The 12,610-nt window shown below is 67.9% G+C and carries 11 protein-coding genes; 7 read left to right on the forward strand and 4 right to left on the reverse strand.

The genetic code is table 11. From position 1 onward, the window contains the following. Positions 1-137: 137 nt before the first annotated feature. From P5G52_RS16545 to sdhC, 4 genes are all read right to left on the reverse strand, one after another. Positions 138-923: a succinate dehydrogenase iron-sulfur subunit gene (locus tag P5G52_RS16545; protein WP_301229548.1), complete on the reverse strand. Its 786-nt coding sequence runs from the start codon at positions 921-923 to the stop codon at positions 138-140. Next, positions 923-2,701, reverse strand: coding sequence for a succinate dehydrogenase flavoprotein subunit (gene sdhA, locus P5G52_RS16550; protein ID WP_301229550.1), 1,779 nt, complete (start codon positions 2,699-2,701; stop codon positions 923-925). The genes P5G52_RS16545 and sdhA overlap by 1 nt, the downstream gene beginning before the upstream one ends. 87 nt (positions 2,702-2,788) lie before the next feature. Continuing rightward, a complete protein-coding gene (locus tag P5G52_RS16555) occupies positions 2,789-3,256 on the reverse strand; it encodes a succinate dehydrogenase hydrophobic membrane anchor subunit (protein WP_301229552.1) in 468 nt (155 codons plus the stop codon). Positions 3,257-3,260: 4 nt separating this feature from the next. Beyond that, entirely contained in the window at positions 3,261-3,644 is a 384-nt protein-coding gene (sdhC, locus tag P5G52_RS16560) for a succinate dehydrogenase, cytochrome b556 subunit (protein ID WP_301229554.1), read from the reverse strand. Positions 3,645-4,025: 381 nt separating this feature from the next. Between sdhC and P5G52_RS16565 the strand changes: the two genes are divergently transcribed. From P5G52_RS16565 to P5G52_RS16595, 7 genes are all read left to right on the forward strand, one after another. After that, the gene (locus P5G52_RS16565; RefSeq protein WP_301229556.1) at positions 4,026-5,165 is read left to right on the forward strand and encodes a mannose-1-phosphate guanylyltransferase; all 1,140 of its coding nucleotides are present in this window, start codon (positions 4,026-4,028) and stop codon (positions 5,163-5,165) included. A 75-nt stretch (positions 5,166-5,240) separates the two neighbouring features. Continuing rightward, positions 5,241-6,446, forward strand: coding sequence for an amidohydrolase (locus P5G52_RS16570; RefSeq protein ID WP_301229558.1), 1,206 nt, complete (start codon positions 5,241-5,243; stop codon positions 6,444-6,446). A gap of 260 nt (positions 6,447-6,706) precedes the next feature. Then, complete coding sequence (locus P5G52_RS16575; RefSeq protein WP_301229560.1) at positions 6,707-7,819, forward strand: BMP family lipoprotein; 1,113 nt, start codon at positions 6,707-6,709, stop codon at positions 7,817-7,819. A 150-nt stretch (positions 7,820-7,969) separates the two neighbouring features. Next, positions 7,970-9,514 carry an ABC transporter ATP-binding protein gene (locus P5G52_RS16580; RefSeq protein ID WP_301229562.1) on the forward strand — a complete coding sequence of 515 codons (1,545 nt, stop codon included), beginning with the start codon at positions 7,970-7,972 and terminating at the stop codon, positions 9,512-9,514. Then, a complete protein-coding gene (locus P5G52_RS16585; RefSeq protein ID WP_435868713.1) occupies positions 9,511-10,899 on the forward strand; it encodes an ABC transporter permease in 1,389 nt (462 codons plus the stop codon). The genes P5G52_RS16580 and P5G52_RS16585 overlap by 4 nt, the downstream gene beginning before the upstream one ends. Further along, entirely contained in the window at positions 10,896-12,179 is a 1,284-nt protein-coding gene (locus P5G52_RS16590; RefSeq protein WP_301229564.1) for an ABC transporter permease, read from the forward strand. Before P5G52_RS16585 ends, P5G52_RS16590 begins: the two co-directional genes overlap by 4 nt. A gap of 7 nt (positions 12,180-12,186) precedes the next feature. Continuing rightward, the gene (locus P5G52_RS16595; RefSeq protein WP_301229566.1) at positions 12,187-12,582 is read left to right on the forward strand and encodes a cytidine deaminase; all 396 of its coding nucleotides are present in this window, start codon (positions 12,187-12,189) and stop codon (positions 12,580-12,582) included. Positions 12,583-12,610: the final 28 nt, after the last annotated feature.

Genomic DNA, 12,610 nt, shown 5'->3' on the forward strand with positions numbered 1-12,610 from the left:
TGCTGCTCGGCGGATTGCTCCTGGCACCGACGTGCAGGACTCCGGGAACCGGGAAGGGCGGCCCGCTGGTGCGGACCGCCCTTCCTGGCACATCGACGTGCGTGGTGTTCCTTATGGCGCCGGATCTTCTGCCTACGTCAGACCTTGCGGGTCAGGATGGCCTGCTTGACCTCGGAGATGGCCTTGGTGACCTGGATGCCTCGCGGGCAGGCCTCCGAGCAGTTGAAGGTGGTCCGGCAGCGCCAGACGCCTTCCTTGTCGTTGAGGATCTCGAGGCGCATGTCCCCGGCATCGTCGCGCGAGTCGAAGATGAAGCGGTGCGCGTTCACGATCGCGGCCGGACCGAAGTACTGGCCGTCGGTCCAGAACACGGGGCAGGAGGACGTGCACGCGGCGCACAGGATGCACTTGGTGGTGTCGTCGTAGCGGTCGCGCTCCTCGGAGGACTGCAGGCGCTCCTTCGCGGGCTCGTGGCCCTTGCTGATCAGGAACGGCATGATCTCGCGGTAGGACTGGAAGAAGGGCTCCATGTCCACGATCAGGTCCTTCTCCACGGGCAGGCCCTTGATGGGCTCCACGAGGATGGGCTTGGACGTGTCGAGGTCCTTCAGCAGCGTCTTGCAGGCCAGGCGGTTGCGGCCGTTGATGCGCATGGCATCGGAGCCGCACACGCCGTGGGCGCAGGACCGGCGGAAGGACACCGAGCCGTCATGCTCCCACTTGACCTTGTGCAGGGCGTCCAGCACGCGGTCCGTGCCGTACATGGTCAGCTGCCACTCGTCCCAGTGGGCCTCGTCCGAGACCTCCGGGTTGTAGCGCCGGACCTTGAGGGTGACGTCGAAGGTGGGGATCTCTCCGCCGGCGACGTCCTTGCTGAGCTCGATCTTCGAGGCCGGCTCTTTTTCCATCGTTTCGGTGCTCATCAGTACTTACGCTCCATGGGCTGGTATCGGGTGAAGATAACCGGTTTGGTCTCAAGGCGGACGCCGCTCGTCTCGGTGGCGCTCGGGTCCTTGTAGGCCATGGAATGGGTCATGAAATTCTCGTCGTCACGCTCAGGATAGTCCTCACGGAAGTGACCCCCGCGGGATTCCTTGCGGTGCAGGGCCGCCGCGGTCATGACCTTCGCCATGTCAAGGAGGAATCCGAGTTCGACGGCCTCGAGCAGGTCGAGGTTGAACCGCTTGCCCTTGTCCTGGACGGTGATGCGGGTGTACCGCTCCTCCAGCGTATCGATCACGCGCAGCGCCTCGAGCAGAGTCTGCTCGGTGCGGAACACCTGGACATTCGCGTCCATGACGTCCTGCAGCTCCTTGCGGATCTGCGCGACGCGCTCCCCGCCTTCCGAGCTGCGTGCCCGGTTGAGGAGCAGCTCGGTCTCGGCCGCGGGGTTCTCGGGGATCTCGACGAAGTCGGCCGTCAGGGCGTACTGCGCGGCGGCGATGCCGGCGCGCTTGCCGAAGACGTTGATGTCGAGGAGCGAGTTGGTGCCCAGGCGGTTCGAGCCGTGCACGGAGACGCACGCGACCTCGCCTGCAGCGTACAGCCCGGGGACCACGGTGTCGTTGTCGGCCAGGACCTCGGCCTGGATGTTGGTCGGGATGCCGCCCATGGCGTAGTGCGCCGTCGGGAAGACGGGGACGGGCTCCGTGTAGGGCTCGACACCGAGGTAGGTGCGGGCGAACTCGGTGATGTCGGGGAGCTTCGCATCGATGTGCGCGGGCTCGAGGTGCGTCAGGTCGAGGAGGACGTAGTCCTTGTTCGGCCCGGCGCCACGGCCCTCGCGGACCTCGTTCGCCATGGAACGCGCCACGATGTCACGCGGAGCGAGGTCCTTGATGGTGGGGGCGTAGCGCTCCATGAAGCGCTCTCCCTCCGAGTTCCGCAGGATCGCGCCTTCGCCGCGCGCCGCCTCGGACAGCAGGATGCCCAGGCCGGCGAGGCCGGTCGGGTGGAACTGGAAGAATTCCATGTCCTCGAGGGGGATGCCGCGGCGGAAGGCGATGCCCATGCCGTCGCCCGTCAGCGTGTGGGCGTTCGACGTCGTCTTGTAGACCTTGCCGACGCCGCCCGAGGCGAACACGACGGACTTCGCCTGGAAGATGTGCAGTTCACCCGAGGCGAGGTCGTAGGAGACGACGCCGGCCACGCGCTTCTGGATGCGGGTCACGCCGTCGACGGTGACTTCCTGGTCCACCATCAGCAGGTCGAGCACGTAGTACTCGTTGTAGAACTCCACGTTGTGCTTGACGCAGTTTTGGTACAGCGTCTGCAGGATCATGTGGCCCGTGCGGTCCGCCGCGTAGCAGGACCGGCGGACAGGGGCCTTGCCGTGGTCGCGGGTGTGGCCGCCGAAGCGTCGCTGGTCGATACGACCCTCGGGCGTGCGGTTGAACGGCAGGCCCATCCTCTCGAGGTCGAGGACCGCCTCGATGGCCTCCTTGGCCATGACCTCGGCGGCGTCCTGGTCGACGAGGTAGTCACCACCCTTGACGGTGTCGAAGGTGTGCCACTCCCAGTTGTCCTCTTCGACGTTGGCGAGTGCAGCGCACATGCCACCCTGTGCCGCACCCGTGTGCGAACGGGTGGGGTAGAGCTTCGTCAGGACGGCGGTGTGGGCGCGCTGCCCCGACTCGATGGCTGCGCGCATCCCTGCGCCACCGGCGCCGACGATGACGACGTCGTACTTGTGGACCTGCATGCTGGTCGCTCTTTCTGTTGAAACCGGTCGTGCATGAAGGGGCCCCGCGGGGCCGGTCATGCGGGAACTGCCGAGGTCCGGCAGGGCTTACGATGCGGGGCAGTAGTCCGCCACGTGCGCGACTCCGTCGATGACGGGGCACGGATCGAAGGTGAAGATCACGAGGGTGCCGAGGACCACGATGACGACGGTCGCCGTGTAGAGGACTCCCTTGAGCCACATCCGCGTGCTGTTCTTGTCGGCGTAGTCGTTGATGATCACGCGGACGCCGTTGGTGCCGTGGAGCATGGACAGCCACAGCAGTACCAGGTCCCAGACCTGCCAGATCGGATTGGCCCACTTGCCGGCGACGAAGCCGAAGTCCACACCGGTGATGCCGTCCCCGGCGACGAGGTTCACGTAGAGGTGGACGGTGATCATCACGAGGAGGATGGCGCCCGAGAGGCGCATGAACAGCCAGGCGACCATCTCGAAGTTGCCGCGCGACCCCGGCGTGCGCGAGTAGCCCGGGGTGACGCGGCCGGAACGGGGGCTATCGATGGTTGGGGTAGCCATGGTGTTAACCTCCGAAGACGTGCGTGAGATGGCGGATCGAGAAGGCGATCATGACGACCGCCCAGAGGCCTACGACGCCCCAGAGCATCTGGCGGTGGTACTTGGGGCCGTCCTTCCAGAAGTCCACGAGGATCAGGCGGATCCCGTTGAAGGCGTGGAACATGACGGCGGCGACGAGACCGAGTTCCCCGAGACCCATGATCGGGTTCTTGTACGACGCGATGACGGCGTCGTAGGCTTCGGGCGAAACGCGGACGAGGGATGTGTCCAGGACGTGCACGAGGAGGAAGAAGAAAATCACTACCCCGGTGATGCGGTGGGCCACCCAGGACCATTGGCCTTCCCGGCCACGGTAGAGGGTGCCTGCTGGTGTCAGTGTCTTCGGCATTGAAATTACCTCCCTGCATCGCATGGGCGTTAGCGCGTTATACGCAGGGATTACGCCGGTGCGACAGCACTCTTCCGATAAGAATAATCTAGGCCGGTGACACTTCCGGTTCAATTTAGGGGCCCCTCACATGTGACCTCGCACACCCGTCACCAGCAGTGTCGATAACTTATGTCGATACCCGCCGCGATGCCCGCGACTACCCGTCTTGACACCCGCGGATCCCCCTGATTCCGGGTCTTCACAGGCCGTGGGCAGGGAAAATCCGGGAGTCGCACTACCTGCGGCAGCAGGGGAGCGCGGGGACAGGACGCCGGTCTGGACGAATCCGGGGCGTGCAGGGTATGCCGTCTCCCGCCGGTCGTCGGTTACCGTGGATCGATGAGTACCGAGAGGGCGGCTGCCCGGACCCCTGACAACGTGCTGGACCGCTTCCATGCCGTCATCCCCGCCGGAGGCACGGGCACGCGCCTCTGGCCGCTCTCGCGTGCGGCGGCGCCGAAGTTCCTCCACGACCTCACTGGATCGGGCAGCACCCTGATCCGCGCGACCTACGAACGCCTCCGTCCGCTGTGCGACGGCCGCATCATGGTCGTCACCGGCATCGTGCACCGGCGCGCCGTCCTCGCGCAGCTTCCCGAGATCGAGGACCTGAACCTGGTGCTCGAGGCCGAGCCGAAGGATTCCGGGGCTGCGATCGGACTCGCCGCAGCGATCCTGCACCAGCGGGACCCGGGCATCATCATGGGGTCCTTCGCCGCCGACCATGTGATCGCGCCGGTCGAGGAGTTCCAGGATGTGGTGCGCGAGGCCATCCACACGGCCGCGCAGGGTTACATCGTGACCATCGGCATCAAGCCGACGCATGCCTCCACGGGCTTCGGCTACATCCGGGCGGGTGAGTCCCTCGCGGTCCAGGGGGCGCCCAGTGCCCACGCCGTCGTCGAGTTCGTGGAGAAGCCCTCGCAGGAGGTCGCCGACAGCTACCTCCAGGGCGGCAACTACTCATGGAACGCCGGGATGTTCGTCGCCCCGGTCGACCTGATGCTGAAGCACCTGTCCATCAACGAGCCTGAGCTCTACAGCGGGCTCATGGAGATCGCGGAGGCCTGGGACACGCCCCGCCGCGTCGAGGTCGCCCGCCGGGTCTGGCCCACCCTGCCCAAGATCGCCATCGACTACGCCGTCGCCGAGCCCGCAGCGGCTTCCGGCGACGTCGCGATGATCCCCGGCGACTTCAACTGGGACGACGTCGGGGACTTCGCCGCCATCGGCCGCCTGAACCCGGCGGAGGAGAACAGCGAGCTCAGGGTGATGGGGGAGGGCGCCCGCGTGTTCTCCGAGAACGCCTCCGGCATCGTCGTCTCCGACACCAAGCGGGTCATCGCACTGATCGGCATCGACGACGTCGTCATCGTCGACACCCCGGACGCACTGCTCGTCACCACCAAGGAGCACGCCCAGGAAGTCAAGAAGGCCGTGGAACGGCTGCGCGCCAGCGGCGACACCGATGTCCTCTAGCGCGCGTCCCTAGCACAATGACGTGTCGGCGTAGCGGTGGAAAGGCGACGGGCCCGCGGTCGGTACGCTGAGGGAGTGGAAACGTCCAGCAACCAGAGTCCGCCGGTCTCCCGTATCGGGGCAGCCCTCGCGCCGCTGCTCGGTGAGCTGACCGGGATCCGGCGCGAGATCCACCGGCACCCGGAACTGTCCTACAAGGAACACCGCACGACGGACCTGATCGTCGACAGGCTCGAGCGTGCGGGCCTCGCTCCCAAGCGCCTCGAGGGTACCGGTGCGTTCGTGGACATCGGCCAGGGGCCCCTCCGGATCGGCCTGCGCGCCGACATCGACGCCCTGCCCATCATCGAGGAGACGGGGCTTCCCTACGCGTCGGAGTCGACGGGCATCACCCACGCGTGCGGCCACGACATCCACACGACCGTCATGCTCGGCGTCGCGCTCGTGCTCGCGGACCTGAACTCCGACCTGCCGCTTCCCGGGACGGTGCGGATCATCTTCCAGCCCGCCGAGGAGATGATGCCCGGCGGAGCCATCGACGTCATCGCGCAGGGGGTCCTCACCGGCATCCCGAGGATCCTGGCACTGCACTGCGACCCGAGGATCGACGTCGGGCTCGTCGGCACGCGCATCGGAGCCATCACCTCGGCATCCGACACCATCCGGGTCGAGCTCAGCGGACGCGGCGGCCACACCTCGCGCCCGCACCTGACCGAGGACCTCGTGTTCGCGCTCGCCGCCATCGCCGTGAACGTCCCGGCCGTCCTCTCACGCCGTATCGACGTCCGCAGCGCGGTGTCCGTGGTGTGGGGGCAGATCCATTCCGGCTCCGCGCCCAACGCCATTCCCGCCCACGGCTTCATGTCGGGGACGCTCCGCTGCCTGGACGGGGAGGCCTGGGAATCTGCGGGCGAGATGCTCGACCGCGCCGTGCGCGAGGTAGCGGCCCCCTTCGGTGTCGACGTGAAGCTGGAGCATATCCGCGGGGTACCGCCGGTGGTGAACCAGGAGGCCGAGACGGGACTCCTCGAGGCCGCCGCACGCGCGGAACTCGGGTCGGAGGCCGTGGTCCTGACCCCGCAGTCGATGGGCGGCGAGGACTTCGCCTGGATGACGCAGGAGGTGCCCGGCGCCATGATGCGGCTCGGGACACGCGCGCCCGGCGGGGAGACGTACGACCTCCACCGCGGCGACTACGCGCCGGACGAGCGCGCCATCGAGAGCGGGATCCGCGTGATGACAGCCGCCGCACTGCAGGCCGTGCTCGGACGCCACTCCTGAACCGGCCCGTCCGCCACCGGGGGTCGGTGCGGCTCGGGGAGGGTGCACCGGAGGATAACGAAATCCGAACGATCGGGCCGGGCCGGACCTCCGTGTAGTGCTCCCCGTCACCTAACCTCTAGGATGTTCGCATACGTGCTGCACCGACGGTGTCGCGGCGCCACGGTCTTCCAGTGAAAACAGAGCCTCGGATCCATCTGACCCGTGTTGGACACTCACTGGCATTCGTCCCCGTGGCGTATTTCTCTCCTGGAGGCATTTTGAAGAACTCACTGCGCAAATTTTCGCGCGGAACAGGCCTGTCCGCCGCCGTTCTCGGCGTATCGGCCCTCGTCCTCTCCGGCTGCGGTGCGCCGCCTGCCGAGGATTCGGCCGGAGGTGGCGCGAGCGCCGAGGCGAACAGCGACTACCTGGGCTGCATCGTCTCCGACTCCGGTGGATTCGACGACCGCTCGTTCAACCAGTCCAGCTACGAGGGACTGAAGAAGGCCGAGGCGGACCTCGGCATCAAGATCAACCAGGCCGAGTCGCAGGCCGAGACCGACTTCGGCCCGAACGTCGACACGATGGTCCAGGGCGGCTGCAACCTGACGGTCACCGTCGGCTTCCTGCTCGCCGACACCACGAAGGCCGCCGCGGAGGCGAACCCGGAGTCCCACTTCGCGATCATCGACGACAACTCGATCGACCTGCCCAACGTCAAGCCGATCATCTACGACACGGCACAGGCCGCATTCCTCGCGGGCTACGCAGCCGCAGCGACCAGCGAGACCGGCAAGGTTGCCACCTACGGCGGTATCAACATCCCGACCGTCACCATCTTCATGGACGGCTTCGCCGAGGGTGTCGACCACTTCAACGAGGAGACCGGCGGCGACGTGCAGCTCCTCGGCTGGGACAAGGAGAGCCAGAACGGCACCTTCGTCGGCAACTTCGAGGACGCAGCCGCAGGCAAGACCAACACCCAGAACTTCATCAACGAGGGCGCCGACGTCATCATGCCGGTGGCCGGCCCGGTCGGGTCCGGAACGCTCGACGCCGTCACCGAGGCCAACGCCGCCGGCAAGGACGTCAAGGCCGTCTGGGTCGACTCCGACGGATACGAGACCGCCGGCAAGGCCGAGGAGTTCATCCTCACCTCCGTCATGAAGCTCATGGGCGGTGCCGTCGAGGACGTCGTCAGCGCCGATGTCGAGGGCACCTTCGACAGCACCCCGTACGTCGGCACCCTGGAGAACGGCGGTGTCGCACTGGCTCCGTTCCACGACCAGGAAGCCAACGTCCCCGCCGACCTGCAGACGAAGCTCGACGAGCTGAAGGACCAGATCATCTCCGGCGAGATCACGGTCGAATCCGCGGCCAGCCCGAAGTAGGCACCGCAGCACCACCGAACCGCCTTTCTCCTGCGGATCCCCGCGGGAGGAAGGCGGTTCGCGTTCGTCCCGGCTGCGTGCCCCGAAGCCGCAGCCGGTATCCTTGCCGGTGACTTCCACCGAAGACAACAGAACAGAACAGGCTGGGTTGTGAAACTCGAACTGATCGGCATCACGAAGCGCTTCGGATCGCTCGTTGCCAACGACTCCATCGACCTCGTCGTGGAACCGGGACAGGTCCACAGCCTGCTCGGTGAGAACGGGGCGGGCAAGTCCACCCTCATGAACGTGCTGTACGGACTGTACGACCCCACCGAGGGTGAGATCCGCGTCAACGACAAGCCGGTGACCTTCCGGGGCCCGGGGGACGCGATGGCCGCCGGGATCGGCATGGTGCACCAGCACTTCATGCTCGTGCCGGTCTTCACCGTCGCGGAGAACGTCGCCCTCGGCAATGAAGCCGTGAGGGGCGGCGGCATGCTGAACCTGCAGGAAACCCGCACCCGCATCCGCCGCATCTCGGACCAGTACGGGTTCGACGTCGACCCCGACGCCGTGGTCGAGGACCTCCCGGTCGGTGTGCAGCAGCGCGTCGAGATCATCAAGGCCCTCGTGCGCGACGCCGAGGTGCTGATCCTCGACGAGCCGACGGCCGTGCTGACGCCCAAGGAGACCGACGAACTGCTCGGGATCATGGCGCAGCTCACGGCGGACGGCAAGTCCATCGTCTTCATCTCGCACAAGCTCCGCGAGGTCAAGGCCGTGTCCGACGTCATCACGGTGATCCGTCGCGGCAAGGTCGTGGGGACCGCCGATCCCAGCGCGTCCACCACCGAACTCGCGTCCCTCATGGTGGGGCGCTCGGTCAGCCTGACGCTCGACAAGAAGCCGGCGACGCCGGGTGAGGTCACCTTCCGGGTCCGCGACCTCACCGTGCAGGCGGACAACGGCCAGCGCGTGGTGGACGGCCTGAGTTTCGACGTCGCGGAAGGCGAGATCCTCGCCGTCGCCGGTGTGCAGGGCAACGGCCAGACCGAACTGACCGAAGCCATCATGGGACTGCAGGACCACGTGACCGGATCGATCACCCTGGGCGGGAACGAGCTCGTCGGCCGCAAGGTCAAGGACGTCATCCGCGCCGGTGTCGGGTTCGTCCCCGAGGACCGCAGCGTCGAGGGTCTCGTCGGCACGTTCTCCGTGGCCGAGAACCTCATCCTGAACCGTTACGACGACGCCCCCTTCGCCCGGGGCCTGTCGATGTCCCAGGCGGCCATCGGGAAGAACGCCGACGAGAAGATCGCCGAGTACGACGTGCGCACGCAGTCGGCCTCCGCCGCCGCCGGCACGCTCTCGGGCGGCAACCAGCAGAAGGTCGTCATGGCCCGCGAGTTCTCGCGGCCGCTCAAGCTGTTCATCGCGTCGCAGCCCACGCGCGGTGTCGACGTCGGATCCATCGAATTCCTGCACCGCCGCATCGTCGCCGAGCGCGACGGCGGGACGCCGGTCATCATCGTCTCCACGGAACTCGACGAGGTCCTGGAACTGGCCGACCGCATCGCAGTGCTCTACCGCGGGCGCCTCATGGGCATCGTGCCCGGCACGGTCTCGCGCGATGTCCTCGGCCTCATGATGGCCGGCATGCCCGCCGACGAAGCGCTGGCGCAGGCCCACGACGTTCAAGGAGGAAACCTGTGACCCCGCAGGACGACCGGCCGGTACTCCCGGCTCCCGACGGCGGAGCTCCGCTGACCCGTCGGCAGGCGAAGGACACCGCGCGCCAGGACGAGGTACGCCTCGAGAACGCGGTGGAGACGGCCGGAGGGGAGCTCCCGCCGCCCGCCGTTCCGGCCTCGGCCGGCGCCGGCCCCGCGCCGGAATCGACGCTCCTGCAGCGCATCATGACGGGGAACGCGCTCGTCGCCTTCCTGTCCGTGGTGCTGTCCCTGGTCCTCGGCGGACTGCTCATCGCCCTGACCGATCCGAACGTCGCGCGGGCGTCGTCGTACTTCTTCGGCCGCCCCCAGGACACGCTCGGCGCGGCCTGGACAGCGGCGTCGGGTGCGTACATCGCGCTCTTCCAGGGCTCCGTCTTCAACGTCCGCGGGGGGTCCTTCTCCCAGATGATCTACCCGCTGACGCAGACCCTGACCGTCGCGACCCCGCTCATCTGCGCGGGCCTCGGCGTGGCACTGGCCTTCCGGGCGGGCCTGTTCAACATCGGCGCGCAGGGCCAGATCCTGATCGGCGCCACCTTCGCCGGCTGGGTCGGCTTCACGCTGCACCTCCCGGCCGGCATCCACCTGCTGCTCGTGATCCTCGCGGGCATGGTGGGCGGCGCGGTGTGGGCCGGACTCGTAGGACTCCTCAAGGCCCGCACCGGCGCCCACGAGGTCATCCTCACGATCATGTTCAACTACATCGCGACCAACCTGGTCCTGTACTTCCTGAGCACCCCCGCGTTCCAGCGCCCGGGCTCCACGAACCCGATCAGCCCCCAGCTCGACGCGTCGGCCCTGTATCCGCCGCTCCTGGGGTCCGGCTTCCGCCTGCACTGGGGCTTCGTCGTCGCCGTCCTGGCCACCGTCTTCGTGTGGTGGCTGCTCAACCGCTCGACGGTGGGCTTCGAACTCCGGGCCGTCGGTGCCAACGCCAGTGCGGCCCGCACCGCGGGCGTGAACGTCAGCAAGGGCTACATCCTCGCCATGGCCATCGCGGGGGCGCTCGCAGGACTCGCCGGGGTCGCCCAGGTGTCGGGCACCGAGAAGGTCCTCACCTCGGGCGTGGCCGCGAGCTTCGGCTTCGACGCCATCACGGTCGCGCTCCTCGGGCGTTCCTCGCCCTGGGGCACGTTCGCGGCAGGCATCCTCTTCGGCGCGTTCCGGGCCGGGGGCGTCGCGATGCAGGCCTCAACGGGTACCAGCATCGACATCGTCCTCGTGGTCCAGTCGCTCATCGTCCTCTTCATCGCAGCGCCGCCGCTCGTCCGCGCGCTGTTCCGCCTCCCGGCGCCCGGAGCCCCGCGCGCCGGCAAGGGCGGCACCACCACCCGCACGCCAGCCTCGACCGGAGCAGCAGCATGAGCACAGCAACCACCGCGCCCGCCCGCGGCACCGGCGACGCCACCGTGCGGAGCTGGAAGAACCCGATCATCCTCTCCGTCGTCGCCCTCTTCGCGCTCCTCGTGTTCGCGCTCGGGGCACCGGGCAACGACGTCACCTTCCGGCTGTCCGAGGAGAACGATCCGATCGTCCTGCCGTCGATCGTGGTGTCCGCACCGCTGATCGGGTGGCTCGCGGCGATCGCCATGATCGCCCTCGCCGTCCTCGCGATCCTGCGTACCCGCGCCGGGCGGAAGGTCCCCACCTGGGTACCGGCCGTCTTCGCGGTCCTGTTCCTCATCGCGTTCCTGACCTGGGTCGTGGGCAGCGCCCGCACTCCGAACGTCGCCCTCTACGGGCTGCTCGCGGGCTCCGTCACGCTGGCCGTACCGCTGATCTTCGGCTCGCTCTCGGGCGTCCTCTGCGAGCGGTCCGGCGTCGTCAACATCGCCATCGAGGGCCAGCTGCTCTTCGGCGCCTTCGCGGCGGCCGTCGCGGCGTCGCTGTCCGGCAGTGCGTTCGTCGGCCTGCTCGCCGCCGCCGTCGCGGGTGTCCTGGTGTCGCTCGTCCTCGCCGTCTTCAGCATCCGCTACGTCGTGAACCAGGTGATCGTCGGCGTCGTGCTCAACGTGCTGGTCTCCGGCCTCACGGGCTTCCTGTTCTCCGCCGTCCTCAGCGAGGACTCCGAGCGCTGGAACTCGCCGCCGCGGCTGCCCGTGATCGAGATCCCGCTCCTCGCGGACATCCCGGTGATCGGCCCGATCCTCTTCCAGCAGACCATCGTGGGCTACCTCATGTACGTCGCGGTCGCCGTCATCTACGTGGCCCTGTACCACTCACGCTGGGGCCTGCGGACCCGCGCCGTCGGCGAGCACCCGAAGGCCGCCGACACCCTCGGTGTGAACGTCAACCGGATGCGCTTCCTCAACGTGCTCCTCGCGGGAGTCGTGGCAGGCGTCGGAGGGTCCTTCTTCACGCTCGTGGCCGTCTCGGGCTTCGGCCGGGACATGACGGCGGGCCAGGGCTACATCGCGCTGGCGGCACTCATCTTCGGCCGCTGGAACCCCATCGGAGCGTTTTTCGCGGCACTGCTGTTCGGCTTCGCGACGAACCTCTCGAACGTGCTGAGCCTCCTCGGCACGCCGGTGCCGGACCAGTTCCTGCGCATGCTGCCCTACGTGGTCACGGTCTTCGCGGTCGCCGGCCTCGTGGGCCGGTCGAGGGCACCGGGAGCCAGCGGCATCCCGTACATCAAGGGTTAGGACCATCATGAGCGAGAACGACATCCCCTGGGACGACCTCACCGCCACGGCGAGGGAGGCCATGACCAGGGCCTACGTGCCCTATTCGAAGTTCCCCGTCGGGGTGGCGGCGCTGATCGACGACGGCCGGATCATCTCCGGCTGCAACGTCGAGAACGCCTCCTACGGCCTGACGCTGTGCGCCGAGTGCGCCCTCGTCAGCGCCCTGGCGATGAGCGGAGGCGGGCGCATCCGTGCCTTCGCCTGCGTCGACGGTGAGGGCAACGCCCTCATGCCGTGCGGCCGGTGCCGCCAGCTGCTGTACGAGTTCCGGGCGCCGGACATGGTGCTTCTGACCGTCAGCGGCATCCGCACCATGGACGAGGTCCTGCCGGACGCCTTCGGCCCGCAGCACCTCGCCTGATCCGGCGCGGCCCATCCCGCCGCGCCTT

This window comes from Arthrobacter burdickii (genome assembly GCF_030433645.1).
In the GTDB taxonomy this organism is placed as follows: domain Bacteria; phylum Actinomycetota; class Actinomycetes; order Actinomycetales; family Micrococcaceae; genus Arthrobacter_D; species Arthrobacter_D burdickii.

Excerpts from the sequence above, each read along its gene's own strand:
- P5G52_RS16545 (WP_301229548.1), bottom strand. The coding sequence starts at position 923 with ATGAGCACCGAAACGATGGAAAAAGAGCCGGCCTCGAAGATCGAGCTC.
- sdhA (WP_301229550.1), bottom strand. The coding sequence starts at position 2,701 with ATGCAGGTCCACAAGTACGACGTCGTCATCGTCGGCGCCGGTGGCGCA.
- P5G52_RS16555 (WP_301229552.1), bottom strand. The coding sequence starts at position 3,256 with ATGGCTACCCCAACCATCGATAGCCCCCGTTCCGGCCGCGTCACCCCG.
- sdhC (WP_301229554.1), bottom strand. The coding sequence starts at position 3,644 with ATGCCGAAGACACTGACACCAGCAGGCACCCTCTACCGTGGCCGGGAA.
- P5G52_RS16565 (WP_301229556.1), top strand. The coding sequence starts at position 4,026 with ATGAGTACCGAGAGGGCGGCTGCCCGGACCCCTGACAACGTGCTGGAC.
- P5G52_RS16590 (WP_301229564.1), top strand. The coding sequence starts at position 10,896 with ATGAGCACAGCAACCACCGCGCCCGCCCGCGGCACCGGCGACGCCACC.
- P5G52_RS16595 (WP_301229566.1), top strand. The coding sequence starts at position 12,187 with ATGAGCGAGAACGACATCCCCTGGGACGACCTCACCGCCACGGCGAGG.